31 protein-coding genes and 1 pseudogene are annotated in these 24,558 nt (G+C 41.0%); 14 read left to right on the top strand and 18 right to left on the bottom strand.

Annotated elements, in window-relative coordinates; translation table 11 throughout:
• Positions 1–295: 295 nt before the first annotated feature.
• Positions 296–505 (top strand): TOBE domain-containing protein, encoded by a 210-nt coding sequence (locus V7K85_RS03835; RefSeq protein WP_334811328.1) that lies wholly within the window; start codon positions 296–298, stop codon positions 503–505.
• Between the two features lie 144 nt (positions 506–649).
• Here the strand turns inward: V7K85_RS03835 and V7K85_RS03840 are convergent, their stop codons facing one another.
• The 13 genes and pseudogenes from V7K85_RS03840 to V7K85_RS03900 all read right to left on the bottom strand — a co-directional run.
• The gene (locus tag V7K85_RS03840) at positions 650–901 is read right to left on the bottom strand and encodes a FeoA family protein (protein WP_334811329.1); all 252 of its coding nucleotides are present in this window, start codon (positions 899–901) and stop codon (positions 650–652) included.
• Between the two features lie 104 nt (positions 902–1,005).
• Complete coding sequence (locus V7K85_RS03845) at positions 1,006–1,305, bottom strand: 2Fe-2S iron-sulfur cluster-binding protein (protein ID WP_273768381.1); 300 nt, start codon at positions 1,303–1,305, stop codon at positions 1,006–1,008.
• Positions 1,306–1,524: 219 nt separating this feature from the next.
• Entirely contained in the window at positions 1,525–1,899 is a 375-nt protein-coding gene (locus V7K85_RS03850) for an iron-sulfur cluster assembly accessory protein (RefSeq protein WP_334811330.1), read from the bottom strand.
• Between the two features lie 91 nt (positions 1,900–1,990).
• Positions 1,991–2,794: a HesA/MoeB/ThiF family protein gene (locus tag V7K85_RS03855; protein ID WP_334811331.1), complete on the bottom strand. Its 804-nt coding sequence runs from the start codon at positions 2,792–2,794 to the stop codon at positions 1,991–1,993.
• A gap of 10 nt (positions 2,795–2,804) precedes the next feature.
• On the bottom strand, positions 2,805–3,122 hold the full coding sequence (gene nifW / locus V7K85_RS03860; RefSeq protein ID WP_334811332.1) for a nitrogenase-stabilizing/protective protein NifW: 318 nt from the start codon (positions 3,120–3,122) through the stop codon (positions 2,805–2,807).
• Positions 3,119–3,334 carry a CCE_0567 family metalloprotein gene (locus tag V7K85_RS03865; protein ID WP_334735121.1) on the bottom strand — a complete coding sequence of 72 codons (216 nt, stop codon included), beginning with the start codon at positions 3,332–3,334 and terminating at the stop codon, positions 3,119–3,121. The genes nifW and V7K85_RS03865 overlap by 4 nt, the downstream gene beginning before the upstream one ends.
• A gap of 235 nt (positions 3,335–3,569) precedes the next feature.
• Entirely contained in the window at positions 3,570–4,046 is a 477-nt protein-coding gene (locus tag V7K85_RS03870) for a NifX-associated nitrogen fixation protein (protein ID WP_334811333.1), read from the bottom strand.
• Complete coding sequence (gene nifX / locus V7K85_RS03875) at positions 4,043–4,456, bottom strand: nitrogen fixation protein NifX (RefSeq protein WP_334811334.1); 414 nt, start codon at positions 4,454–4,456, stop codon at positions 4,043–4,045. Before nifX ends, V7K85_RS03870 begins: the two co-directional genes overlap by 4 nt.
• 79 nt (positions 4,457–4,535) lie before the next feature.
• Complete coding sequence (nifN, locus tag V7K85_RS03880; protein ID WP_334811335.1) at positions 4,536–5,861, bottom strand: nitrogenase iron-molybdenum cofactor biosynthesis protein NifN; 1,326 nt, start codon at positions 5,859–5,861, stop codon at positions 4,536–4,538.
• The gene (nifE, locus tag V7K85_RS03885; RefSeq protein WP_334811336.1) at positions 5,861–7,336 is read right to left on the bottom strand and encodes a nitrogenase iron-molybdenum cofactor biosynthesis protein NifE; all 1,476 of its coding nucleotides are present in this window, start codon (positions 7,334–7,336) and stop codon (positions 5,861–5,863) included. The genes nifN and nifE overlap by 1 nt, the downstream gene beginning before the upstream one ends.
• A 73-nt stretch (positions 7,337–7,409) precedes the next feature.
• Positions 7,410–7,751: a Mo-dependent nitrogenase C-terminal domain-containing protein gene (locus tag V7K85_RS03890; protein WP_334811337.1), complete on the bottom strand. Its 342-nt coding sequence runs from the start codon at positions 7,749–7,751 to the stop codon at positions 7,410–7,412.
• Positions 7,752–7,876: 125 nt separating this feature from the next.
• Positions 7,877–9,412: a nitrogenase molybdenum-iron protein subunit beta gene (gene nifK / locus V7K85_RS03895; RefSeq protein WP_334811338.1), complete on the bottom strand. Its 1,536-nt coding sequence runs from the start codon at positions 9,410–9,412 to the stop codon at positions 7,877–7,879.
• A 205-nt stretch (positions 9,413–9,617) separates the two neighbouring features.
• Positions 9,618–9,806, bottom strand: a pseudogene (locus tag V7K85_RS03900) (hypothetical protein); the annotation flags it as partial.
• Between the two features lie 226 nt (positions 9,807–10,032).
• On the opposite strand from V7K85_RS03900, the gene V7K85_RS03905 reads away from it, so the two are divergent.
• Positions 10,033–11,334 (top strand): site-specific integrase, encoded by a 1,302-nt coding sequence (locus tag V7K85_RS03905; RefSeq protein ID WP_442940538.1) that lies wholly within the window; start codon positions 10,033–10,035, stop codon positions 11,332–11,334.
• 59 nt (positions 11,335–11,393) lie between these two features.
• Here V7K85_RS03905 and V7K85_RS03910 read toward each other — a convergent pair whose 3' ends face one another.
• Positions 11,394–12,437 carry a hypothetical protein gene (locus V7K85_RS03910; RefSeq protein ID WP_334811339.1) on the bottom strand — a complete coding sequence of 348 codons (1,044 nt, stop codon included), beginning with the start codon at positions 12,435–12,437 and terminating at the stop codon, positions 11,394–11,396.
• A 25-nt stretch (positions 12,438–12,462) separates the two neighbouring features.
• On the bottom strand, positions 12,463–12,597 hold the full coding sequence (locus V7K85_RS03915; protein WP_334811340.1) for a hypothetical protein: 135 nt from the start codon (positions 12,595–12,597) through the stop codon (positions 12,463–12,465).
• Positions 12,598–13,159: 562 nt separating this feature from the next.
• Here V7K85_RS03915 and V7K85_RS03920 point away from each other — a divergent pair.
• Positions 13,160–13,531 (top strand): hypothetical protein, encoded by a 372-nt coding sequence (locus tag V7K85_RS03920; RefSeq protein WP_334811341.1) that lies wholly within the window; start codon positions 13,160–13,162, stop codon positions 13,529–13,531.
• Positions 13,532–13,721: 190 nt separating this feature from the next.
• On the opposite strand, the gene V7K85_RS03925 is transcribed toward V7K85_RS03920, so the two are convergent.
• Both V7K85_RS03925 and V7K85_RS03930 read right to left on the bottom strand, forming a co-directional pair.
• Positions 13,722–14,324, bottom strand: coding sequence for a hypothetical protein (locus tag V7K85_RS03925; RefSeq protein WP_334811342.1), 603 nt, complete (start codon positions 14,322–14,324; stop codon positions 13,722–13,724).
• A gap of 325 nt (positions 14,325–14,649) precedes the next feature.
• Positions 14,650–15,189, bottom strand: a complete 540-nt coding sequence (locus V7K85_RS03930; protein ID WP_334811344.1) for a DUF2267 domain-containing protein — start codon at positions 15,187–15,189, stop codon at positions 14,650–14,652.
• 391 nt (positions 15,190–15,580) lie between these two features.
• Here V7K85_RS03930 and V7K85_RS03935 point away from each other — a divergent pair, with 391 nt between their 5' ends.
• From V7K85_RS03935 to V7K85_RS03950, 4 genes are all read left to right on the top strand, one after another.
• On the top strand, positions 15,581–16,375 hold the full coding sequence (locus V7K85_RS03935; RefSeq protein WP_334811345.1) for a dienelactone hydrolase family protein: 795 nt from the start codon (positions 15,581–15,583) through the stop codon (positions 16,373–16,375).
• A gap of 566 nt (positions 16,376–16,941) precedes the next feature.
• Positions 16,942–17,676: an SDR family oxidoreductase gene (locus tag V7K85_RS03940; RefSeq protein WP_334811346.1), complete on the top strand. Its 735-nt coding sequence runs from the start codon at positions 16,942–16,944 to the stop codon at positions 17,674–17,676.
• Positions 17,677–17,844: 168 nt separating this feature from the next.
• Positions 17,845–18,126, top strand: a complete 282-nt coding sequence (locus V7K85_RS03945; protein ID WP_334811347.1) for a hypothetical protein — start codon at positions 17,845–17,847, stop codon at positions 18,124–18,126.
• A complete protein-coding gene (locus V7K85_RS03950; RefSeq protein ID WP_334811348.1) occupies positions 18,120–18,491 on the top strand; it encodes a hypothetical protein in 372 nt (123 codons plus the stop codon). Before V7K85_RS03945 ends, V7K85_RS03950 begins: the two co-directional genes overlap by 7 nt.
• 145 nt (positions 18,492–18,636) lie before the next feature.
• Here the strand turns inward: V7K85_RS03950 and V7K85_RS03955 are convergent, their stop codons facing one another.
• A complete protein-coding gene (locus tag V7K85_RS03955; protein ID WP_334811349.1) occupies positions 18,637–18,912 on the bottom strand; it encodes a hypothetical protein in 276 nt (91 codons plus the stop codon).
• Positions 18,913–18,946: 34 nt separating this feature from the next.
• On the opposite strand from V7K85_RS03955, the gene V7K85_RS03960 reads away from it, so the two are divergent.
• From V7K85_RS03960 to V7K85_RS03990, 7 genes are all read left to right on the top strand, one after another.
• Positions 18,947–19,411, top strand: coding sequence for an element excision factor XisH family protein (locus V7K85_RS03960; RefSeq protein WP_334811350.1), 465 nt, complete (start codon positions 18,947–18,949; stop codon positions 19,409–19,411).
• Positions 19,357–19,935 carry a hypothetical protein gene (locus V7K85_RS03965; protein ID WP_334690770.1) on the top strand — a complete coding sequence of 193 codons (579 nt, stop codon included), beginning with the start codon at positions 19,357–19,359 and terminating at the stop codon, positions 19,933–19,935. Before V7K85_RS03960 ends, V7K85_RS03965 begins: the two co-directional genes overlap by 55 nt.
• A gap of 817 nt (positions 19,936–20,752) precedes the next feature.
• The gene (locus V7K85_RS03970) at positions 20,753–21,115 is read left to right on the top strand and encodes a hypothetical protein (protein WP_334811351.1); all 363 of its coding nucleotides are present in this window, start codon (positions 20,753–20,755) and stop codon (positions 21,113–21,115) included.
• A 200-nt stretch (positions 21,116–21,315) separates the two neighbouring features.
• Positions 21,316–22,239 carry a polyphosphate kinase 2 gene (ppk2, locus tag V7K85_RS03975; protein WP_334811352.1) on the top strand — a complete coding sequence of 308 codons (924 nt, stop codon included), beginning with the start codon at positions 21,316–21,318 and terminating at the stop codon, positions 22,237–22,239.
• 366 nt (positions 22,240–22,605) lie between these two features.
• The gene (locus V7K85_RS03980; RefSeq protein ID WP_334811353.1) at positions 22,606–23,205 is read left to right on the top strand and encodes a hypothetical protein; all 600 of its coding nucleotides are present in this window, start codon (positions 22,606–22,608) and stop codon (positions 23,203–23,205) included.
• A gap of 13 nt (positions 23,206–23,218) precedes the next feature.
• Positions 23,219–23,404 (top strand): hypothetical protein, encoded by a 186-nt coding sequence (locus tag V7K85_RS03985; protein WP_334811354.1) that lies wholly within the window; start codon positions 23,219–23,221, stop codon positions 23,402–23,404.
• Between the two features lie 229 nt (positions 23,405–23,633).
• A complete protein-coding gene (locus tag V7K85_RS03990) occupies positions 23,634–24,506 on the top strand; it encodes a Shedu anti-phage system protein SduA domain-containing protein (RefSeq protein ID WP_334811355.1) in 873 nt (290 codons plus the stop codon).
• Positions 24,507–24,558: the final 52 nt, after the last annotated feature.

The raw sequence follows: 24,558 nt of genomic DNA on the forward strand, positions 1-24,558 counted from the left end.
TCACCAACAATTAAGTCACCTAATTTCAATAAAAATGTCAATTATTAGGAAGTTACAGATATTACTAAATAATAGTAATATCTAAAACCTTAAACGCCTACTCTATTCACCATCAATACCTGAGAATGCTCAAATATGATATTAGTTTACCGGAAAATCTTGTATTTAATAAAACAGAGATATGAGGCTAAGGTTTCCTTCAGATCCCAGATAGTTATTAAGAAATCTCAAATAATTTCCTTTTTCAACAAAAATTTGCTAGTTTATTTAAGTAAAAGTAAAACACAGACGGAAAATGGAAATTAGCGCTCGTAATTCTTTCAAAGGTACTGTAAAAAAAGTTGTGCATGGTTCAGTTAGTAGTGAGATAACTTTAGAAGTGGCACCAGGAGTAGAGTTAGTGTCAATAATCACAAAATCATCAGCAGAAAAGCTAGGACTTGTAGAAGGTAAGCAGGCTTATGCTGTGGTTAAATCATCAGATGTGATAATTGCTATTGATTAAAAAATAGGTAAGTTGCCTTTTCTTGGAAGCGGCTCTATTTCTAATACCAAATTGCATTCATATCAATAAATTGAGTAACCTCACTCCTACAATTAATTAGGAAAGGAGTGAGGTCAAGAGGGTATTATATAGATGTTAATTAATTCAATTATGAATAATCTGGACATAAATAGCGCGGATACTTTCTATATTTAGTGCTAAAGATGTATTTCCTACTTTAATAATTGATGAGGGAAAGTGTTGTTCTAAAGTAATGGTAGTTCCTGGTATTACCCCCATTGATATCAGGTCTTTCAAGATTGTTTCATCTTGACTTTTACAGAACGTGACGATTCCTCGCTCTCCCATTCTCAACAATTCTAATGAACAACCAGTTACACTAAAGCGGGCAAACATTTAAATTCTAAATTAGGAATTGTGAAGGGAAGAAGGAAGTATATTTTCATCCTTCATCCTTCATCTTTTATTTGGTTGCCAAAGACAGCAACCAAAGTAATAGTTTAGACGAGATAAGGTTCTTGATGTGTTTTAATTGTGCAATTAGAACGAGGATAAGTGACACAAAGTAGAGCGAATCCTTTAGAAATCTGCTCGTCATCTAGGAAGTTTTGATCTTCTTGATCAATTTCACCTTCAACGACCTTGCCAACACAACTAGAGCAAGAACCTGCTTGACAAGAAGCCGGCAAGTCAATATCGTTATCGTGCGCTGCGTCCAAGATGGTAGTCTCTTCGTCAACTTCAATTGTGGTGTCGAGGTTTTCTTTTTTGCTGATTAATCTAACTTGGTAGGAAGCCATTTTCCGATTCTCCTCAAACGTTATACAGTTGGTCTAATTTACGAAGTTTTTGAGCAACCTATCCTACTTTTTGCTTCCCTTCTTCTTAGGGAGATGCTAAACGTTAGTCAGCTTCTCCATAGAGGTAAGGGATGCAACACGAACTAGAAGCTACCTCAAGGCAAGGCGAACGCATCTATGGGAAGCCTCTACAATTGACTTGGCCCTAACGGAATGATGTTAGCTGCAAGGTACACCACTAGGTTTACTGTCACCTGCTTTGAGGGACTTTCCACAACCACCGCATTTATCAGTTGCATTGGGGTTGGTGAACTTAAAACCGCTTTCCACTACTCCCTCAACGAAGTCAACCACAATTCCTTCTAATAACGACGCACTTTTGGCATCAACGTAAACCAGCACTTTGCCTTGCTGGCTTACCAAATCATCTGGTTGAGGCTTGCTGGTGATATCCATTGCATATTCATGGCCACTGCAACCACCATCTTTTACTGAGATGCGGACACCTTTAGTTGCGCCATTAGCGTTGGGTGCGGAACCTCCGAGCAATGCTTGGAGATGAAATTCTGCTTTTTCTGATAAAGTAACGGTCATCAGGTCTCCTGATCTGTAGCGATTAGTTGTTCTGATTTCAGGTGGGGTTGTCAGTTGTCCTTTGTTATTCACTAATGACAAATGACAAAAATCAACTATTTTGTGCAATACCCGTGGGTTCCATCGAATTGGATTGCGCGTGTCTCCAAGGAGCACTATTACCGCATACTGGACAAGAGCGATCGCGGTGAGAACGGCGTTTAGCAAATTCCATCCGATTCAGGTCGATTGTCAGCAATTGCGACAATAGAGGCTGACTAAACCCGGTGATCAGCTTGATTGCTTCCAGCGCCGTTAGACAAGCTAGTGTCCCAGAGACAGCGCCTAGAACTGAAAAGGCGCGTCGATCCCAATCAGGCTTTTCTGGAAACAGACAAGACAAACAAGGAGTTACACCAGGAATAATCGTCGTCAGGTAAGCCTCCATTCCGTCCATTGCGGCTTCTACCATTGGCTTACGCCAGCGCACACAGGCTTCATTTAACAAATTGCGCTCCGTAAAGTTGTGGGCGCAATCAAGAGCCATATCAGCGGACTGCACTAATTCATCTACATTTTCCGGGGTGATGTAATCATGAACAGTTTCCACTTGGACATCAGGATTAATTGCGTCCAGAGTTTCTTTGGCTTTGAATACCCTTGGCTTACCTACCCAATCATCGGTCATCAGAACCTGACGATTCATATCATCCAGCCGCAAGTCACCACCTCGGACTAGGATTAGCCGCCCAACACCCGCTACTGCTAAGTAAAGTGCCGCCGTACCGCCTAATCCCCCCACACCTGTAACCAGAACTGTCGCTGACTTCAGGCGCTTCTGTGCTGTTTCGCCAAAATTCGGAAGCATCATTTGGCGACGATAGCGTTCTAATTCGGTAGGCATCAGGTTAACCAATTTATACCTCCTAATCAGAAGTGATTTCTGTCAGTGTGACTACATTTTTCGGCTTGTCGTTAAACACTTTGAACAGCTTTTGTTCGTGCGGTGTTGATTCGATAAATACCTGATAGGCTTTTTGCAATGCCAAAGAATATTGATTTAGTCTCTCTTCTTGACTTAATTCAGGAGAATTATCATCAATTTCCTGAATGTATTGAGAAAATTTTTTCAGAATATGTAAACGATTTATATTCACAACATCTAAATCGTAGGGCAGGTTAAAGAATTTAAAAAATTCTTCTGCATCTACGAGCTGCTTGAATTCATTAATAGTTCCAGTCATTTAGCGTTCTCCAATTTTTTCAGATGTTGCTTAAGTTCATCTAACTGGCGAAAGATTTCATAAGTTGCAGCTGCAACATCCATAAGTTGTTTGTAATCTGTTGGCAGACCTTCAGCTAAATCATGCAGATCCATTTTCATTTGACCTGCTTTGCTGTTAAGCCGTCTGATTTGTCCTTGTAGTTCCTCAATACTAGTTTCTTCTGCTTGCACAATCAGCCACTCCACATTGGATTTTGGATTTTAGATTTTAGATTTTGGATTGGATGATATTGTTTCAATCAAATAGTGATGAGACTAGTACAGCACGGCGGAAATCCAGCTACTATCTCAATTAACTAGACAAGAGGCTTAACCCTCTTGTTTGTTAAAGGTAGGTAAACTGACGCCACAGTGAATTAGTGATTAAAACTTGAATCCAAAATCCAAAACCCAAAATATAAAATTGTTAAAGTTTGCCAACTTCCGAAAAACGATTCGCCAAATCAATGCCTTTGTTGACGTAGCTTTCTCCCTCTTGGGCTAATTTTTCCAGCGAGTCAAAGCCAAAGCGTTGAGCATCTCGTAAGGTTTTTACAGTTAGCAAAAGACGACCAGAAAAAACTAGCGCCCAGCCAAATCCTTCATGACTTAAATCAACTACAACCTGGGATATCAAACCTGTTTCCTGTTCAATCCCAGCCGCTACAGCTCGGAAAAATGCCATAATCCGAGCTTGAGTTATCGGATCAACTTCGCCCTCAATGGAGATTTCCCGTTTCTTTTGTTTACTGATAATAAAGGGTTTGAGAATTAACTCATCCGACCAACTACGATAAACTCCATAACTGTCTTGACCACGGATTTGTTTAATTAATACCTTAAGGAAAGGCGAGTTCAAGACTTCAGTTGTAGCAGTTCCATTAACACTATTATTTGTGGTCATACTGTTGCTTCATTTTCAACTTCATCGGCAAAATTTGTGGATTTTTGCTTTAAAGCTTTACGCAACCAAGGTGGAGGATTCCCTTTGAGTGTTTTTACTAGCTTGTTTAACACTTCAGTAATTTCGTCTTCTTCCGATCGCGCCTTGACTGGGGTAACACCTTTCTTGATTAACCGAGCCGCGGCGCTCCCGCCGATTGCTAAAACATAAAGAATTGTGCAATCACCTAATGCTTCAATTTTTGGCGCGAGTTTACTCTCATTATTCTCTTCTTTGATTTCATAATTAAATTTGATAGTTTCTCCAAAGTGATATCCTTCATCAGAAATTTCATAAACATCAATTTGTTCTGACCCTCCAAAGTGAGTATTAATATGAACTCCGTCACTTGTCGTAAAGGCAATTTTCATCCTGCTTTGTCCTTTGTCAGTTGTTAGTTGTCAATTGTTAGTTGTCAGTTGCTAATGACTAGTGACTACTGACGAATGACTATTGTACAGATGCGATTAATCGCGTCTCTACTAATGACTCTTCTTGTTCTAAAAACAAGTTGCCGATGCCAAACAAAAGTTCCATTGTGCCTCGATAGCCAACTTTGGTAAATTGACCATTACCTAAGCGGTCATAAATGGGCAGTCCTTGACGATAAAGAGGAATTGAGAGCCGTTTAGCGATCGCACTAACATTCGAGTTACCAATCAGCAAATCAGAACCCTCTGCGAGATTATCAAAGTCTTCCAAATCGCCGATGGTGACGCTTTTAACCGGGAGTTTTTCCAACAGAGGCGATCGCGTGGTTGTCACCACAGCATGAATTTGTGCTCCCATCGATTGCAGAAAATGCACTGTTGACCACAGCAAATCAGGTTCTAGTGCTAGGGAAACTCGTTTAGCACCAAAGTAAAAGTGAGTATCCAACATCCCATCTTGCAACTGACGGCGTTGGCGACGGTATTTTTCGGGTACGCTGTTACCACTCAGAATCGCCAATGCTTGGAGAAACTCGTCTACAGGTTCTAATCCAGTCAGTTCGCCAAACACCTCATAAGGTGTGCCAAAGCGTTCTGACAAAATTTTGGCTGCATCTCGCATACTTTCACCCAATGCCAGGGTGAAAGCAGAACTACCTACTTCTCGTAGCTGTTTTAAGGTAGTCCCACTGACTGTAACTGCGCTATAGGCATCCTCTAAGTGTCCATCTAGAGAAGCGCCAAGGTCAGGTACAAAGATCGGCACTAGTCCAAAGGCTGTGACCATCTCTTTGATTTCTTGTAAATCCCCTGGTGTGAAGGCAGAACCAGCCAAAATTGTGACTTGTTCACTTCTGATTCCACCTGGTTGAGGAATTTCCTTAACTATGCTTTCCACAGCAACAGCAAAGCCATCTTGCAACGCACCTTTAAAATCTGGGGTGGGTGCAAAAACGATCGCCAAATCATTCAATTCTGGGTGGCGATCGCGGATTGCTTTAAGAAATCCCTCGATGTCATCTCCTCTAGTTTCAGTCAACCCAGTGGAACATAAACCAATAATTTCTGGTTTAGCTTTTTCTACCAAGGTGAGAATTGCTTGTTCCACATTCTCTTCACCACCCAAAATAGTGGTGACTTCCGTCATTGCTGTCGTAGCTAGGGGAATCGCTTCCCGGAAATGCCGCACCAGGACAACTTTGGCGAAAGCAGTACAACCTTGAGAACCGTGGAATAAAGGCATCGTCCCTTTTAATCCCAAAAATGCTAAGGTTGCACCCAAAGCTTGACTTTGCTTGAGGGGATTAACTGTCAGTGATTTATTGGAAACGGTGACGATCGCCATTAGCTTTCCTCCGATAAAGCAGAGGAAGCTTCGGAAAACGTGGATGGGAGATGTGGTGACGCAAATAAAGAAATCTCCGTGTCTTCGTGTCTTTGCGTTTCCGTGTCTTCTTCCCAAGGAGCGGGCTTACGTATTTGCTCCCAAATGGGGCTATACAGAGCTTCGTACAGTTCCCGCGCCATCTCAATCATCCCGACATAACCTGCATAAGGATGGTGACGTTCTTGGTTGATATCAAGGAAAGGAATTCGAGCTTTCAGAGCGGTGTATTGGTTACGACCACCAGCAATCAGCATATCTGCACGAGTGTCTTTAACCACTTGTAGCAATTCTTTAGCGTTGCCCTTCTCCAACATAATGCCATCGTTGCCGAGCAACTTCTTGATTTTGGCTTTATCTTCCTCAGTACTTTTTCTAGTACTGGTAGCAACAACTTCAATCCCCAAGTCCCTAGCAGCCGAGATAATCGACCAACTCTTGACACCACCAGTATACAAGACGACCCGCTTACCTTTGAGTCGAGCGCGATAGGGAGCCAGTGCTAAATCTAAAGCAGCCGTTTCTTCTGCAATCAGCTTTTCTGTACGCTCTTGTAAATCAGCGTCACCTAATTTAGCAGCGATGTTTCGCAGACAACGATTCATATCATCGATGCCGTAGAAAGACTCTTCAATGTAGGGGATGTTATAACGCTCCTCCATTTTTCTCGCCATATTGAGCAGCGCTCGTGAGCAGATCATGACGTTGAGCTTGGCACGGTGGGCGTAGCGAATTTCATTGTAGCGAGCATCGCCCGTAATTTTAGACAAAATACGGATGCCTAATTTTTCTAACAGTGGTGTTACTCCCCACATTTCCCCGGCGATGTTGTATTCACCGATTAAGTTAATATCATAGGGCGTTGTATGTTCCGGTTCTGCTGTGCCGACAACATATTCCAATAAAGCTTCACCACCAAAACGGTTGCCCAGATTTTTACTGCCAATGAATCCTGGTGCAATAACGGGAATAACAGGAGTACCAATTTTTTCAGCCGCCGCTTTGCAGACAGCATCAATATCATCACCAATTAAGGCTGTAACGCAAGTGGCATAGACAAATACTGCTGCTGGTTGATACCGCTCTTTGACTTCCAGAATCGCTTTGTAAAGCTTCTTTTCGCCACCGAAGATCACATCATTTTCACCCAAGTCAGTGGTAAAGCCCATTTTGTAGAGTTGAGGGCCAGAGGAGAAACTACCACGACTGCCCCAGGAATTACCAGCACAGGCTATAGGCCCGTGGACTAAATGAGCAGCATCTGCGATCGGCACTAGGGCAATCATTGCACCATCAAAGGCGCAGCCCCCTTGAGCTGCGCCAGGTTGTGCCTGTTGGGCGCATGACTTGTTTTTCTTTTCGGATTGTTTGTGCTCATTATGCTCGCATCCTGTCTCAGTGAGCAGCTCGTTGATTTTGCCTTGGGTGGTTTTCATCTCTCTTTTCGTATTCGATGGAAGTTTTCTTTGCCATTTGTCATTTGAATAACTAATGACCAATGACTAATAATTAGCAAATGTATTTTTTGACATCCTCTCCACATACATCGGCAAGGTAAGATAAAGCTCGGAAACGCAATCCTACAAATTCGTCATATAAAGGATTGAGTTTACACAGTGGTGGGATATCAATAGACCGCCCAAATAATTTAATTTGGCGCTCAAAGGGACAACAACAAGGAATTGTTTGGCAAATTAGATGAGCGATGCGATTATTTGTAACCTGAATTCCATCCACTACACGGCGCAACGGATTAAGAAGATTGTTGAACTTCCCTGGCTTTTTATAGTTAGGTGGATGGTAATTAGGATGAGGATGAGTGTGGTCGTGAGTGTGATTAATGGTTTCCATTTATTGAACACCTCAGGTAAATGCTACAAAGAAAAAGGTGGAAATAATTCCTAATTACAAATTATGAATTACGAATTACGAATTATTTCCGCCCTTAATTAACACGTTGTGTTTATACGCAATTTCTAACGAATCAAGTCGTAGGAAATATCTGTTTTAGAAACAGTGTTGGTGTTGCGATCAATTTCTTCAAACAGGGTATTTACAGTCCAGTTGAGGAGGTTGATTATACCTTGGTAACCAATGGTGGCATAGCGGTGTAAGTGGTGACGATCCATGATCGGGTAGCCGATTCTCACGAGGGGAATCTTGGTGTCACGCCACAGGTACTTACCGTAGGTGTTACCGACCAGGAAGTCTACGGGTTCGGTGAACATTAAAGAACGCATGTGCCACAAGTCTTTACCTGGCCAAAGAGTTGCATTCCTACCGAAGGGGCTAGAAGCAAGCAGTTCTTTCATTTCTGCTTCAAATACATCGTTGCTGTTGTGAACCAAGATATGCACAGGTTCAGCACCCATTTCTAGCATAAAGCCAACTACGCAGTATACTAAATCTGGTTCACCGAAGATAGCGAAGCGCTTGCCGTGAATCCATGAGTGGGAGTCAGTCATGGCATCAACTGCCCGACCGCGTTCATTTTCCAATTCTTCGGGAATGGGTAAACCACTCAGTTCGCTGAGTTTCATCAAGAACTCATCAGTACCCTTAATACCCCAAGGACGGCAAACTGCGGTTGGTTGCTTCCACTCTTTTTCAATGTACTCGCGGGTTTTGAGAGTGGAGTGTGATTGCAGAGCAATTGTAGCTATAGCATTAATTGAATCTGCTGCATCTTCTAGCTTTGTTGCAGTTGGATACATATCAAACTCACCTGTGTTTGGTGAATCCAGGTAGTCGCTGTTGTCAGCTAGAAGGGTGTAGTCTAAACCGAACAAGGAAGCAATCCGCTTGATTTCGCGGTTGTTGCCTACGTAGGTGTCAAAACCTGGGATGAAGTTGATCTTACCATTGCTGGTTTCTTTCTTATGACCTGCTGTCAGGTTAGAAAGAATTCCCTTCATCATGTTGTCGTAACCAGTGATGTGGGAACCGACAAAGCTAGGGGTGTGAGCGTAGGGTACTGGGAAATCTTGAGGAACTGAACCAGCTTCCTTAGCATTGTTGATGAAAGACTGCAAGTCATCACCAATTACTTCTGCCATACAGGTGGTGCAGACAGCAATCATTTTGGGCTTGTAGAGTTGGTAAGAGTTCGCCAACCCGTCAATCATGTTTTGCAGACCACCAAACACGGCTGCATCTTCAGTCATTGAAGAAGAGACACCAGAGAATGGTTCTTTGTAGTGACGGGTTAAGTGGCTGCGGAAGTAAGAAACGCAACCTTGAGAACCTTGAACAAAAGGTAGAGTGCCTTCAAAACCAACAGCAGCAAAGATTGCTCCCAATGGTTGGCAGGCTTTAGCAGGGTTAACGGTTAAAGCTTCACGAGCGAAGTTTTTTTCACGATAATCCCAACTTTTCGTCCATTCTGCAACCCGTTCTACTTCTTCGCCTTCGTGACCATTTTCAAACTGCTTTTTGTTTTGAAATAGCTCTTTGTACTCCGGTTGGTGGAATAACTCTACGTGGTCTTGAATTTTTTCTGGATTCTGAGGCATTTCCGGATCTCCAAGCTTACTGAATTCTTTACTTATCGAGGAATAAGGATTTGAGGCGAGAGTGGGAGGTGGGAATATGATTCAAAATTCAAAATGCAAAAATCAAAATTAATTTCTAATTTTTTAGTTTTGAATTTTGGATTCCCAACTCCCCACTGGGGTTTTAGCCCCAGGTTATCCTTACTTATCTATCTCTCCGATTTCCCTAAACGGCAGCTGTAGCTAAGGCTTCAGCCTTCTTAGCCTTAGCTTCAGCCTTCTTAGCCTGAGCTTTTTCATTCCAAGGAGCGCCAATTAATCCCCAGGTTGGGCTGTTGAGTGCCAAGTCCATGTCGCGAGCGAAGATGGCGAAGCCGTCATAACCGTGATAAGGACCGGAGTAATCCTTTTTATGGTTTAATTCTTTTCAACAGCCTAATGTTTGCAGTAAACAGTGTCTGTTCTAAACATTGTTCGTTGATAACACATTTATTTTTAGGCTAAATATAGGCTAAAAACACAGCGATGCATAATCAGGTTCAGGACTCACGCATCATCTAAATGTTGTCCTCAGCCAGGGCGATTAAAAATCGCACAGTGTTTGTGTTCATCTCTGCAATCATAGCAACAAAGAGCGCATGATCAGAACGAAAGTACTATTGGAATTAGAGAAAGTTAATCTGCGTTTGAAGTCTGCAAAAGCAAAGGTGACAATTAGAGAATCGAATGGAAGTCTGCAACTACGGGCGACGTTACCAATTAAACCGGGAGACAAAGATAGCAGTGGTACTGGGAGAAAGCAATACAATCTCAGTTTGAATATTCCTGCTAACTTGGATGGACTGAAGACGGCTGAGGAAGAAGCTTATGAATTAGGGAAGTTAATCGCTCGTAAAACTTTTGAATGGAATGATAAATATTTAGGTAATGAGGCAATTAAAAAAGAACTTCAAACAATAGGCGAATTACTCGAACAATTTGAAGAAGAATATTTTAAAACTCATCAACGGACTACTAAAAGTGAACATACTTTTTTTTATTACTTTTCTCGAACTAAGCGATTCACAAATCCCAAAGATGTAGCGATCGCTGAAAATCTGATAAGTTCAATTGAACAAATCGATAAAGAATGGGCTAAGTATAATGCAGCTAGAGCTATATCGGCATTTTGTATGACATTCAAAATCGAAATCGATTTATCTAAATATTCCAAAACTCCAGAGAATAATTCCCGCAATATCCCTACAGATGCCGAAATATCTGAAGGAATTAACAAGTTTGAAGACTATCAAAATAACAGAGGTAATCAAGTTAATCAAAATGTTAAAGATAGCTGGCAACTTTGGCGCTGGACTTATGGAATGTTAGCAGTTTTTGGTTTACGGCCACGAGAACTTTTTATTAATCCTGATATTGATTGGTGGTTAAGTCAAGAAAATGCAGATTTGACATGGAAAGTTCATAAGGATTGTAAGACTGGGGAAAGAGAAGCATTACCATTATATAGACAATTGATTTCGGACTTTGATTTGAGAAATCCTAAATATTTAGAGATGTTGGGGAGTGCGATCGCTAAAAAAGATAACACTAATCATGCGGAGATAACCGCATTAACACAACGAGTTAGTTGGTGGTTCCGTAAAATAGGATTGGATTTTAAACCATACGATTTACGTCACGCTTGGGCAATTCGGGCGCATATTTTGGGGATACCAATTAAAGCTGCGGCGGATAATTTGGGGCATAGTGTACAAGTTCATACGCAAACTTATCAGCGTTGGTTCTCGCTAGATATGCGAAAATTAGCGATTAATCAGGCTTTGAGTAAGAGGATTGAAGTTGAGTTGATTCGGGAGGAGAATGCTAAGTTGAGGATGGAGAATGAACAGTTGAAGTTGGAGATTGATAAGTTAAAGATAGAGTTAGTTTATAACCAGAGTTAAGTTTTTTCATAAAATAGATGTGGTACATTGTGCTAGCGATTAAAGTAGCCTAGCACCTACTAATTATCTTTCCCACCTTCAAGCTGATATCCTTTACTACTGCCTAAAAGCTTTTGAGTTTTATAGTTTCCTGCTTGAAGTATTTCTCCATTTAGTTCAACTTCACGTTCACCTAAAAGTAAGCCATTGAGGTCTTCAGCTATAAGAATAGCTGACTTTTCAATTCTTTCATTTAGCTCATCTACTTCAAGTCCTGCTTCCTGTAATTTTTCCCTCAATTTAAGAATCGATTCTATTGCTTCAGTCTTGCGAGGAATTGATTCAATCTTCCCCTCGGTAGTTGTGTTTCTATACAAAAAACCAATTGTATCTTTGATCAAATCAGAAATAATCTGTATAACCTTAGGTTCTCCAAATATTTTTACGAATAAACTTCCTGACTCTATTTTCGCAATTCTGAGTGGAAAATCACTTTCAGATATGTGTAGAAGAAAGCAAAGTTCTGAATAAACTTTTTGAAGAATTTCTAATTTCGTTATAAAATCATTATATGTATATTCTGAATGCAATAAAAGTGAAAGATAACCTAAAGAACTGTCGTGTTCATAATTATTTTTAAGATTTATTTCAATCAAATTAGTGACATCTTCAATACTTTTTAATGAGTGGAACAGATCTGTTCCTGAGTTAACTAATTCCACAGTTGAAGAATATGAGTAATCTTGAATAAATTTTTGGTATACATCTTCAAATTCTGTCAGTTGAAAATTAATATTATTAATAAAAATGTTTTGTTGATTTAAGTTTTGTTGTAAAAAACTAAAAACTGTTTTTAACCTACCGATGGAGAGAAAAAATAACTTAGGTTGTATTAAGGCTTTTATATCTGATTTGCAAGTATTTATCTTATTTCTATAATTAGTTAAATTTTGACTATTAGCGTTTACATCTATTTGAGTATCTAGGAGATTGACCATTGAATTATTCATTATAATTCTGCAATTGTCTAACACAGCTAAACAATCCATAAATACCTTGTTGTCTGCACTTTGTAAAACTTCACGTAAAGTCTCAAGCTGTTCTATTATCTGAAAAGATTGCATATCAAGCCTTTATTTATAAGTTTGTTCACACAAGCAATTTAGTTGCCGATCCTACTATAATGCGATCGCATCCGTAGTGTAGCGTGCGTTGCCGCAAATCGCAATGCACCTTTATCGTATCAGCAGGCGATCGCACCCCTCCCAAAGCATACATCGTCACAAAGCTGATTTACTCAAAAACAACGCCGCGATAAATTTCTGCCATCGATAATGCGATCGTAATCTGCGGTGGAAAGAGAAGCGATCGCATTGGCCATAAGACAACAATATTATTTTGTCACAGATTTGGTTGTGAGGTAATATCGTGCTGCGATGATTGATTTGGTGCATTGCGCTGCGCGACAACTGACCCTACAAGCTGGTTTTGAACTTTTAAATCAAGTTTTGAACTTCTAAATCAAGTTTTGAACTTCTAAATCGAGTTTTGAACTTCTAAATCAAGTTTTGAACTTCTAAATCAAGTTTTGAACTTCTAAATCAAGTTTTGAACTTCTAAATCAAGTTTTGAACTTCTAAATCAAGTTTTGAACTTCTAAACCTATTAATCTCAACAAATTTCAGCAAATATACCTGCATTTATCTTGTGTACCATGCTCTAAAAGTTCTGTACCTTCACTCAGGCTGATGCATCCGCTTATTGCGTATTTTATGGTATATAAAGAATTCAGTGTAAAACACTATCAGAGTTCTCTATATTAAATTAATCCAAAAAGGAAAACTTTATGGCGCAACGCAGACGAAACTCGATCGCACTGACCAAAGCTGAACGACGCATTGAAGGATTGCAGACGATTAACGCTGACTTAGACTTTGGCAATGGATTGTCAATAGCTACTTATAATACCATGATTCATGAGTTACGAGAGAAGCTAGCTGCCCATAATCAAACACGAACAATGATCGATAAGACGCAGAATGCATTAGAAGAAGCAGAACGTGCGTTGAATACTTATTCTGAGCATATGCTGCTGAGTGTTGCATCTCGCTATGGCAAAAATAGTGATGAGTACGGGATGGCTGGTGGAACACGCAAGTCAGATTATCGACGGAAAGCACGCGTGGTAGTTAACCAAATGATGAAGCTTGCGGAGTGATTGTCTGAATAAACATTGATTTGGCTCAACACAAGTAGCCTATACGCTTTGTTTAATGTGAGGAGAAGAGTGAGGGTTTACTACAAGCCGCTTTTCTTCTCTAGCAGAGGCTGCACCCTAAGCGTAGCTATGCCGCAGGCTTTACGAGATACTGCGCGATACCCAACGGGAGACGGTAACTTTGAAGCTATCAACTGTTTTGAACCATCCAAACTAAAAATCCGAGAATTTGTTCCAGAGGTGGGAGAGGATAATCCATCAAGTCGATGGTGACAATATTATCTTCCAGCTTCAGGAATCGCCATTGTGTACCACTGCTAATAGAACCATATATTACAGCAACTGGACGATTTTTGGCGGCGTTGAATCTTTGTGCTGCAACCATTTCTGCAATACATTGTCCAAACCCTGTTCTTAAATCAGCTTTTTTTGCTTCCACAATCACAATTGCAGGCGCTTCAATTTCTAGCACCTCTGGCGAACGACTCAAAAGGAAATCACACATTCCATTAAGTCCAACTGCCTCATCAACTGTAAAATCTTCCCCAGAGAATAAGCTAATTTGGCGATTTAATATCCGTCTAACTTCTAATAATACTGGGTAAATAATTCCTTCGGAACGCGCTTTTTCACTAGCTGAAGAAGCAAGTGGCAGACTTTCTTCAAGATATGCCGTCAGTGTAGCAGATGCTTCAATTGGTTCAGTGGCAGGAATAAATCGCCCACCTTCCTGTGTTTTTAACCCGAAAGCTTCTTTAACTTTACTGATAGTTGTAAACTGACTATAAGGCATAATTGGTAGAAATCATAGGTCGTAGCCGATTGCATTGGCTGTAGGGCAACAAAACTATTTTGTCACACATTTCGTTATAAGGTGATATCATACTGCGATGATTGATCTGATGCATTCCATCTTGCGACAAAAGACTCTAACATTTATTGAAGTGTTAGAAGTTATTTATTTACAATATGCCCTTGAAGAGTTTGGGCATAAGCGTAGCCCTTCGTAGACATCGCTTTTTTATACATTAATGGTTGTGAATTAATAAATGTATTATATAGAAAGCCTGTTTGTGATGATTACTCACAAACAGACTTGACTTTTTGTAGCCTTCTAATTAAGCCTGCTCCCAAAGCTCACGGATACGGTCAGGGAGCAAGCCAGCAATTTCCTGAATCCGCTCTTCGGAAAGTTGGTCTTTGGTGGCAGAAAATACCGCTTTAATTGCCTGTTCTACCTCGACTGTTCCTGGGAGTCCTCCTTCATTAGCAACCCGCTTGAGAAATAGATTGGAATCAATTCCAAGGGGAGCCGGGCCTGTTAAAGGTTGACGGATTCGACTTAAAAATTTCACAATGGGATTGGTGTCTTTCCAGAGGTCAGCTACTTCAAACTGGAGTGCTTTTTCATCCGTAGGTATAGCCTCTGTATGCAGTTCTGCATCGACGCGATCAATTGTGTCGGTGGTCATTAAGTCGCGCATAACGCGAAACACAACTTCGGAAAAGTCTCTTGCGTCATACAAATCCGCAAATCCGCTTTGAACCATGACCTTTTCCAGGAACGAGTGATGTTCGTCGGCGATCGCAGTTCGAGAATCTTCAATCTCCGTTGGGTCAACTTCTGGAACGTTTGTCCTAAATGATTCATCGGGCATTGTTTTTTCTTGTGCTTTTTAATATTGAGTCTTTATGCTTACCTTCATTAAGGTCGCACAAATCAAAAACCCTTAGTATCATCCAGAGGTTTGAGATGTCATCTATTCAAAAGTTAGAAATTTAACGGATAAACTGAGATATTTTGCCTCAACACCCGCAAGTTAGTTGTATAGCAATTGCTCCCGCTGGTGTTTTTGCCCGTCGTAGCGAAAAGTCGGAGCGGCGTCGCCCGCCGTAGGCATCTGTTAGCGCAGCGTAAAGCCTTCTCTACGAGAGGCTGCGCCAACGCTTAGAGCGACGTAGAAGCGTCACTTTTCAAGACAGACATCGCCTATTGGTATCGAAAAACATTCAGAATAGATGAGTTGGTATAAAATCAGCAAAACAAAGATGGTAGAAACAAACATCGAAATTAACACTTGCTATGTCAAAGTACCTAACAACGACTTAGAAATTGATGCTTACTTAGCTCAACCAGCACAAAAAGGAACCTTTGGCGCGGTTATAGTTTTTCCAGAAATTTTTGGAATCAACAGTAATATTCGAGATATCACCGAACTAATAGCTAAACAAGGTTATGTAGCCATAGCACCTGCCCTCTATCAACGTATTGCTCCTGATTTTGAGGCTGACTTTAGCCCAGAAGATGTTGGCTATAGCCCAGAAAGCTATCAGCTTGGCTTGCAATACTATCAACAAGTAAAGTATCAAGAGATATTCAGCGATATTCAAGCTGCACTCGCTTACCTAAAAACTTTACCTAATGTCAAAGATGATGCAATCGGTGTCATTGGTTTCTGTTTTGGCGGTCATGTTGCTTACATGGCTGCAACATTACCCGATATCAAAGCAACAGCTTCGTTCTACGGTGGTGGGATTACCACTGCTAGTTATGGTGAAGACACTCCAACCATTAATCGCACCTCGGAAATTAAAGGTACTATCTATGCGTTCTTTGGTACAAGAGATGCATTAGTTTCCCAGGAGGAAAACGAGCAAATTGAGGCAGAATTAAAGAAACATAACATAAATCATCGTGTATTCCGATACGATGCAGGACATGGATTCTTCGCCGGATTCTTCAAAGACCAGTACCCATTTTTACAGCAGCACCCAAGTTACAATCCCGAAGCTGCTCCTGACGCTTGGAAACATGTTCTAGAACTATTTCAAAACAATTTGTAAAACTCGCTCGTGGAAATCATCATGGGTGCGTTATCGAACAAGGCAAAAGTAAAAAGTAAAATGTAAAAGGCATAGCTACCATCTCAAACCAGACAATTGATTAAGCTTCCTGTTTTTCTTTAAAGCAAAGAAACTGATTGGTTTAACCGGACATGATATTAGTCATAAACGGTTATCAGTTATAATCAAGGACTATCGCATCATTGTGACCAGCCCGAATAGTCCAACAACAGCCTCTAGATATCTGGGAAAATAAATTAATTATGCGTTCACCCAAACCCTTGTATAGACGCGAAATTTCGCGTCTATACATTCTTTTCTGGAGATGTCTTCTCTTGACCGACTGAGGCAGACTCGGTAAATGAATTTTATTTTTTCCTCTGCATGAGCGATCGCCAGCTTAACAAAACTAGAAGGTACGATTACAGTCTTGAGCCAAGCTGAAACACGAATCTTGAACTGATTTGCAAAATTAAGCTGAAGATTCTTTACATTAAAAAACTTCCATCTCAATTAGGGTAATATATGGGCAATTTCCGGAACCTAAATAATAAAAAAGATTACGCATGTCAGAAATTGAGAAGAAAGTCGTTTTAATTACGGGTGCTAGCAGTGGCATCGGTGAAGCTAGCGCCCGCTTACTCGCTAGCAGAGGCGCACATGTGGTATTAGGTGCGCGTCGCACCGATCGCCTCGAAACTCTTGTGACGGCAATTCGCAACGAGGGTGGTTCAGCGCACTATAGGCAGTTGGATGTCACGCAACGCAATGACGTAGACGAATTTGTTGGATTCGCTCAAAAGACGTTTGGCCGCATCGACGTAATTGTGAACAACGCAGGCGTCATGCCGCTTTCAAAACTGGAAGCCCTCAAGGTTGACGAATGGAATCGGATGATCGACGTAAACATTCGAGGTGTCCTGCATGGTATTGCTGCGGGATTGCCAATTATGAAGGAACAAGGATTTGGTCAGTTCATCAACATATCATCAATTGGTGGACATGCAGTAAGTCCCACCGCAGCCGTTTACTGTGCTACGAAGTTTGCAGTGGGCGCTATTTCGGACGGACTGCGCCAGGAAGTCAGCGACATCCGGGTAACGGTGATTTCCCCTGGAGTAACGGAGTCAGAACTGGCGGATAGTATTTCGTATAGCGAGGCGCGTCGGGGGATGCAGGATTTCCGGCAGATTGCTATTCCACCAGAGGCTATTGCTAGAGCGATCGCATTTGCGATCGAACAACCTAACGACGTTGATGTTAGCGAAATCATTGTGCGTCCCACCGCCAGTCCTTATTGATTTTAAAGGATGGATACCAGCTTGCTTATTTCTGTGCTGTAATGACCAGATAGAGTCAAGGATTATATTTCGTAGGGCGACTGTTGCAGTATGTGTGTTGTTGGGGAATACTCAGCTATAGAAGTACTCAATACTTCTCGAATTAAGTTTACTAAAGGACAATAAGCTATGTCATCAACTTTGAAAATTGACAGTGCTGCAACACCGAGAGCTACCCAAATCGCTCAGATCATTCAAAAGCGCCGTCCATTAGCTTTAAAAATTGAAACCGTAGAGATTAACCTCAAAAGTCTTTCAGTTGCCTTACGTCAACTTGAAAAGCAGCGTGACCAGTTACTTGATAAAGTTGGTGATCCTGGCACAATTGGAAGACTCAGAGAAATTGATTGTTCTGCTATTCAGAGAAGTATTGATATAGAACAACCTACAGACTTGAAGGAGGTTTGCTAGACAAATGGTATATAGATATAAAAACAGCAGGAATACATACATCTTCCCCGGCTGATAAAATTGCAAATAATCTCTCTAAAGCTCAAGCTGAAGCAGTTAACAACTGTGAAAAAGAACTTAAGACTCTCTTAAAGGAACCAAGTCAAGCAGGCTTCGCTATTGTCGAAGAATTTGTTGATCGGGTATTACGTGCTGAAGGTGTTCGTACTGAATGGCAGATTTTCTTACAGGAAGTTGCTTCAGATGTTTGGATTGATGAGTTTGGCACAACTATGGAACCTACCCAACTTAGACGAGACTGGATGCAGAGAATAGGGGAAGTGGATCATCTAAAGCAGCCAGATGTACTAAACTTTTTACGATAAGTTGTTGTTCTAAGTCAAAATTGACGGAGAATAACGCAGCAGCATAACGCTTTTTTGGAGCGGACTGTCGAGATATCTAGGTGTGTATGCACAGGTTACTTGGGAGTTGCATATTTGCGGGATGAATTGAGATTTTTGAACAAGGCTAAAGGTAGATTCTTTGCCTCTTTGCGCCTTTGCGTGAGGCAAAAATCATCTCATCAATCAGCAACACTGTTACTTGCAGCCACTCAAGGGCATCATTATGCGGCTCAGTGCGATCGCATCGCATCCCTCCTGTAATGTGCGTTGCACTGGGCGAGAACACACCTACTACTAGCAATTTGATCCGATTAACAAAGTGAGCGACGCCGAATAGCCCGTTGTAGACATCGCCTACGATCAAAACTATGCGATCGCACAATCGGTAACGCGATATCATAGAAAAACGGGAAAGCGGTTTTTGAATTCTGCCGATGTCTGCGAAAAATATTTTCCACGAAACAGTCAAGCAGGCTCTTGAAAAAGAAAACTGGGTGGTTACAGACGACCCACTAAAGCTTAAGTTTGGAAATGTCAACTTTCAAATTGATTTGGGTGCAGAGCGGGTATTAGCAGCCCAAAGAGCAGGCGAAAAAATAGCTGTTGAAATCAAAAGCTTTCTCAATCCTTCCGCAATTACAAATTTTTATGCTGCTTTAGGACAATTTCTTAGCTATCGTCTTGCCATAGAAGCTATTGAACCAGACCGAATTCAATTTGATAATATTAACAAAGTGAGCGACGCCGAACAGCCGGTCATAAACATCGCCTACGACCCAAATCTAAGCGATGTCTACGACGGGCTAACGCCTACGCTCTTTTCAGCAGAGAGAACAAAAATACTATGGCAAAGCGTAAAAAAAGCAATCTCCAGTGGATTAAAGAAACGCTTGAATTAAAACCTGACCATCGTTGGGAATCTCCATCAGGCTATAAAATATTTGTTGCAGATCGAGGCGCTGTTCGCTTCAATGTTCCCCAGGATTGGGTTTTTGAGCCACAAGAAAAATCCTTCAAGTTCCTTGATAAAAAACCGCCTAACGATGATTGCTGTCTGGAAGTATCTTTTAATCGTCTGCCACCCAACGACTGGAGCCAGTTTCCGCTAAAATCTACATTGAAGAAAGTCATGGAAGACGACAGTCGTAACGTCATTGCCAAGGGAGAGATTGTTACCATCAAGCGCCAAACTGCCAGAATTGTCTGGACAGAGATAAAATTTATTGACACTCAAGAAGAACCACGCGAAGCTTTTTCGCGAACTTGCATTGGTTTGGGGTCAAATGTTCAGTGCTTGATTACATTCGATTATTGGGTAGATCAAGCAGAGCCGCTAATACCCATTTGGGATGAAGTGATGCGTAGTCTCACATTAGGGTTGTATATCCGTGATCCAATGAGTGGTCTGGCTTTCCCAGACTGAGCCACAAGAAGGAATCGTGAGCATCTATTAAATTGAGTTTGAATCAAAGTGTTGGAATAAGCTCAAGAGTTATGACAGAATCAGCTTTACCCTGTCATAAGACCATGTAAAATCGTATAACAAGCTACAAGAGATTCAATGTTGTAGACAAACTTACTCCAGCAAGAAAAATTTTGAACTTTTGCTAACCTGAATTATAGCGATCGCATTCCTCCTATAGCCTAGCGCGATCGCTATACCTACCGCAGGTATCGCACCATCATCTCAAACATCCCAAATATCCAACCCAAGCTGAACATCATCATTTTTTAATTAATCAGGTGCGTTGCATTACGCGACAACACAGCCTACGGATTTTATGTAATTGCTTTTGTGAAGTTATGGTAAGAAATTACCTCAAGAATTAGGACTCAAAAAAATTGAAATTGAAGTTGGTCGCTCGTCTCAAGCAACATTATTAGGTAAACAAGAAATTACAGTAGAGTCTTTGTATTTATCGTCAAATTTATCGTGCGATCGGAACTTAGATTTGGAGAGTTATATTAGCAAATAACATAAACAGATTACTATTCTGGAACGGCATGGACAGTTCTCAACAGCACCCTTTCTTACCCGATAATTTCATCCAATTTTGTCAGTCAGTAACCGCTAAAATTGTCTAATTGAACAGTTGGATTAAACCGTGCTTTAATAATGTAAACAAGAGGAAATGAATATGCATCGGTAACGACTCGCCAAATGGCTGCTTGGAACTGCTGCGCTTTCAACAATTATTATTCCCATAGGTGTCGATGCAGTCTTGCTTGCAAAAGGTCACATGAATAATCCGGCGTGGCTACCTCACGCAAAGCTACATTGCGCCATGTCGTTTTTTGCTGCCGTCTCCTTGGGAAGTGCCGCATTAGCAATTTTAAAGCTTCGTCCGGTGAGCGATCGCTTTTCGATGGGTCTTGCTGCATTTCTCGGCTCGGCGTTCTGGATTGGGCTAATTGCCTCCGGATTCTGGCCTGGAACTTCCTACGGGTTTCTTAATGATCCGGTTCTCGGCAATACTCCTGAGCCAATGTTAGGCGGAATTACAATCTATCCCAATGTTGCTATTGGTGCGATTGCAATTGCGATCGCTGTAGCCGGTTATTGGTTAACAAGTCAGACAAAGCCCATTGACCAACATCGATAATAAATGGTTTGGCAATACATTAATAGCTGAATACTCGTTGTGCCATTAAACTAAAAATTGAAATTGACTATAACGAAAGATGGATAAAAATTTTACATTTTTAGTCTAGTAATACTTGCAAATGTGTATATTTACACTCAATAAAATATATACTTCAGAGATAAGCAATTATGCCAATTCAATAGCATGGAGTAACTGCGATGTCAATTGATGAAATTAAAAACCAGCAAAATAATGGTCTAGCTCAACCCACTACAGATTTAATAGAAAACCTAGCAAAGGCAAAAGACAAGAAAAAATCTAAAAAATCAAAGGGGATTTTTGAAGTTGGTACTGAAGCTTTTGCCAAAAAAATTCCCAAAAAGACTTTTGAAACTGAACTAGAGCAACTCCAGATTGAGCTAGTCAAAATGCAATACTGGATTAAGCACGTTGGCTATCGGGTTGTCGTAATATTTGAAGGGCGCGATGCTGCCGGCAAAGGAGGAGTAATTAAACGCATTGCCGAGCCACTCAATCCTCGTGGCTGTCGTGTAGTTGCCCTGGGAACCCCCTCTGATCGTGAGAAAACTCAATGGTATTTTCAGCGCTACGTGCAACATCTTCCCACAGCAGGCGAAATTGTCCTGTTCGATCGCAGTTGGTACAACCGAGCCGGAGTTGAACAGGTGATGGGTTTTTGTACTGAAGCAGAATATCAAGAATTCATGCAATCTTGCCCGGAATTTGAACGAATGCTGGTACGTTCAGGCATTGTTTTAATCAAGTATTGGTTCTCCGTCAGCGATGAAGAGCAAGAGCAACGCTTTCTCTCTCGCAGTTACGATCCAGCAAGGCGCTGGAAACTCAGCCCAATGGATTTGGAATCACGTAATCGCTGGGTAGAATTTTCCAAAGCAAAAGATACCATGTTTGCGTACACGAATATTCCAGAAGCCCCCTGGTTTACGATTGAAGCAGATGAGAAAAAACGTGCGCGGCTCAACTGCATTCATCATTTATTGAGCAAAGTTCCTTACGAAGATATGACACCTCCTCCCTTAGAGCTTCCGTCTAGACCTGTGGCAGAGAATTATGTTCGCGCCCCCCGCAATGAGCAGTTCTTTGTCCCTCAAGTGTATTAAGCAACATCAGACGTTGTGTTGCAGCTTCTTGCTAATGATTGAATATAGCGAGAAGCCGAAAGGTTTGTAGCAAACCTTATCTATGGGTGTTGCGATCGCCTATAGCTCCTCTCTAAGCTAATTTATATTTCTGAGTAGTGCTATCGAAAATTAGTCAATTTCTTGTGCATCTCACACACAATCTCTAAATATGCAGTGGCGTGTTGTTGAGTTGGGGCGACGGCGAATAGCCCCTCGTAGACATCCCTATGACAGACTACTTCGGGAGCTTTTCACGCAGAATCCTTAGACAACTCTACAACAGGGGTAAAATAGAAGTAATTCCCTTTTATTGAAAACGTCATATACTCAAAGCAGTGCAAAACTATGGCGTACAGCGACTTTACTCTAGAAAAAGCTGCGGCTATTTTGGGAATCACCACCCAAGAAGCCGATCTGTTTCCCAAGCTTGTACCTCTTTCTATTCCTTCGTGGTTAAATGAAACTTTAGGAAAGCGTACCCAATTAGCTCTGATTAGTGAAAAGGCTCGGAGCGAATTTATTATTGTACCAATTTTACTAACCTGTCGGGATCTCAGCCAAGATAGCTTGGCTATTTTCTCTGGACAAAGACTTGACGTTGATCCTGCACAGGGCTTGATTGGAGAATGTGATTTTATTTTAGCAATAGCTCCACCTTTACTACCGTTGCGAAGCCCAATTCTCACTGTTGTGGAAGCGAAGAAAAATGATGTTGAAGCCGGGTTAGGACAGTGCATCGCGCAAATGGTGGCGGCGGATTTATTCAATCGTTCATCTGGACAAACAGAAATACCCGTGTATGGATGCGTGACAACAGGAGAAGTATGGCAGTTTCTTCAACTTTCGCAAAAAGTGGCTTTGCTTGATAAGCAAAGATATTACTTGGATAACGTCGGAGCCATTTTGGCAATTGTACAGACAATTGTTCAGAAATTCAGTAGTTAATTTGTGTAACACTTTGTTTTCACAAGTGGATGAATCTACTACTGAGTTGGGGCGATCGCTACAACAGTCTACTTCTTTTACTGCGATGTCTACGACGGGCTACGCTTACGCACTATCTCGTAAATTAGTTTTATTAACGCGCAATCATCAGGATTTCAGCAAGATACCCGGATTGTTAATAGAGGTAGTAACAGTTTAATGCGATCACCCAGTTTATTATCGAGTGAGGGCGTAGGCGTAGCCCCTCGCAGACATCGCTACAACGGTCTACTTCTTGTGGACCAAATCTGTGTAGTACTTAGATATTGATGTTGTCTAAGAAAATACCGTATATATACTATGAATCAAAACTTTGACATCCTGTTAGGATGCAATTTGCGAAGCTATATACACTAAAATTTTTCCACATAATAACTAGTTATCCAAATATGATTCTTAAAAAGACATACATTATAGAGAAAGGCCCAAAAGAATTTGATATTGATACATATAGGGAAGAACGCAATAAAAAGTACAAGATACTGCTTGATACTACAAATTCCGAAAAAGAGCTTCAGAAATTCTTTGAAGAAAACCCATCTTTTATTCCGGGAGCTTGGACACCTGGAACTAAATCTGGTCATTATCCACTACATTGTGCATTAATCACACAGCCTAAATTGCAGGGACTGACAACAAGGATTCCTGATTTTATGTGGATAGCAACACACAGTTCTGGCTGGTATCCAACTTTAATTGAGATTGAAAGTCCTTCTAAAAATATTTTAAAAAATAACGGTCAACCTACTTCTAATTTCACACAGGCAAGAAATCAGCTAGAGCAGTGGAAAACCTGGTTTAGTAGTGCATCAAATGTGCAGCAATTTTTAGAGCAGTATCAGATTCCTGATTATATAAGAAACGAGAGGCAGATGAAACTTCATATGATCCTAATCTATGGTAGAAGAAATGAGTTTGAGTTTGATGCAACAAAGTCAAAAGAACGTATGTCATTAATGTCAGATGGCATGGAATTAATGAGTTATGATAGGCTGTCATGTGATAGAGAACTTCATAATGCCATAACAATTAGATTAAATGCTAATGGTAAATATGAAGCATTATCTATTCCTCCAACTTTTCAGCTAGGACCTCATTTTGCAAATAGGTTATTGAAGATTTTTGGTATAAATGAAGCTTTTAATAAAACAATAGATATAACTGATGAGCGAAGAGAATTTCTCAAAAGAAGATGCCCATACTGGGAGGATTGGGCCCAAAATGGAGAAAAAGGTATGGTGGGATCAAGCGATGCTGAGTAAATCTCGCTAACAAGCATTGCACCCATATGCAAAAGTTCTAACTTTATCAGTT

This window comes from Nostoc sp., from assembly GCF_036917615.1.
In the GTDB taxonomy this organism is placed as follows: Bacteria; Cyanobacteriota; Cyanobacteriia; order Cyanobacteriales; family Nostocaceae; genus Nostoc.

Excerpts from the sequence above, each read along its gene's own strand:
- nifK (WP_334811338.1), bottom strand. The coding sequence starts at position 9,412 with ATGCCTCAGAATCCAGAAAAAATTCAAGACCACGTAGAGTTATTCCAC.
- nifX (WP_334811334.1), bottom strand. The coding sequence starts at position 4,456 with ATGAAAATTGCCTTTACGACAAGTGACGGAGTTCATATTAATACTCAC.
- nifN (WP_334811335.1), bottom strand. The coding sequence starts at position 5,861 with ATGGCGATCGTCACCGTTTCCAATAAATCACTGACAGTTAATCCCCTC.
- V7K85_RS03840 (WP_334811329.1), bottom strand. The coding sequence starts at position 901 with ATGTTTGCCCGCTTTAGTGTAACTGGTTGTTCATTAGAATTGTTGAGA.
- V7K85_RS03910 (WP_334811339.1), bottom strand. The coding sequence starts at position 12,437 with ATGCAATCTTTTCAGATAATAGAACAGCTTGAGACTTTACGTGAAGTT.
- V7K85_RS03920 (WP_334811341.1), top strand. The coding sequence starts at position 13,160 with ATGGCGCAACGCAGACGAAACTCGATCGCACTGACCAAAGCTGAACGA.
- V7K85_RS03890 (WP_334811337.1), bottom strand. The coding sequence starts at position 7,751 with ATGGAAACCATTAATCACACTCACGACCACACTCATCCTCATCCTAAT.
- V7K85_RS03870 (WP_334811333.1), bottom strand. The coding sequence starts at position 4,046 with ATGACCACAAATAATAGTGTTAATGGAACTGCTACAACTGAAGTCTTG.
- V7K85_RS03965 (WP_334690770.1), top strand. The coding sequence starts at position 19,357 with ATGGCAAAGCGTAAAAAAAGCAATCTCCAGTGGATTAAAGAAACGCTT.
- V7K85_RS03925 (WP_334811342.1), bottom strand. The coding sequence starts at position 14,324 with ATGCCTTATAGTCAGTTTACAACTATCAGTAAAGTTAAAGAAGCTTTC.
- V7K85_RS03980 (WP_334811353.1), top strand. The coding sequence starts at position 22,606 with ATGGCGTACAGCGACTTTACTCTAGAAAAAGCTGCGGCTATTTTGGGA.
- V7K85_RS03945 (WP_334811347.1), top strand. The coding sequence starts at position 17,845 with ATGTCATCAACTTTGAAAATTGACAGTGCTGCAACACCGAGAGCTACC.
- V7K85_RS03940 (WP_334811346.1), top strand. The coding sequence starts at position 16,942 with ATGTCAGAAATTGAGAAGAAAGTCGTTTTAATTACGGGTGCTAGCAGT.
- V7K85_RS03845 (WP_273768381.1), bottom strand. The coding sequence starts at position 1,305 with ATGGCTTCCTACCAAGTTAGATTAATCAGCAAAAAAGAAAACCTCGAC.
- nifW (WP_334811332.1), bottom strand. The coding sequence starts at position 3,122 with ATGACTGGAACTATTAATGAATTCAAGCAGCTCGTAGATGCAGAAGAA.
- ppk2 (WP_334811352.1), top strand. The coding sequence starts at position 21,316 with ATGTCAATTGATGAAATTAAAAACCAGCAAAATAATGGTCTAGCTCAA.
- V7K85_RS03955 (WP_334811349.1), bottom strand. The coding sequence starts at position 18,912 with ATGATATCGCGTTACCGATTGTGCGATCGCATAGTTTTGATCGTAGGC.
- V7K85_RS03960 (WP_334811350.1), top strand. The coding sequence starts at position 18,947 with ATGTCTGCGAAAAATATTTTCCACGAAACAGTCAAGCAGGCTCTTGAA.
- V7K85_RS03970 (WP_334811351.1), top strand. The coding sequence starts at position 20,753 with ATGAATAATCCGGCGTGGCTACCTCACGCAAAGCTACATTGCGCCATG.
- V7K85_RS03935 (WP_334811345.1), top strand. The coding sequence starts at position 15,581 with ATGGTAGAAACAAACATCGAAATTAACACTTGCTATGTCAAAGTACCT.
- V7K85_RS03835 (WP_334811328.1), top strand. The coding sequence starts at position 296 with ATGGAAATTAGCGCTCGTAATTCTTTCAAAGGTACTGTAAAAAAAGTT.
- V7K85_RS03850 (WP_334811330.1), bottom strand. The coding sequence starts at position 1,899 with ATGACCGTTACTTTATCAGAAAAAGCAGAATTTCATCTCCAAGCATTG.
- V7K85_RS03930 (WP_334811344.1), bottom strand. The coding sequence starts at position 15,189 with ATGCCCGATGAATCATTTAGGACAAACGTTCCAGAAGTTGACCCAACG.
- V7K85_RS03990 (WP_334811355.1), top strand. The coding sequence starts at position 23,634 with ATGATTCTTAAAAAGACATACATTATAGAGAAAGGCCCAAAAGAATTT.
- nifE (WP_334811336.1), bottom strand. The coding sequence starts at position 7,336 with ATGAAAACCACCCAAGGCAAAATCAACGAGCTGCTCACTGAGACAGGA.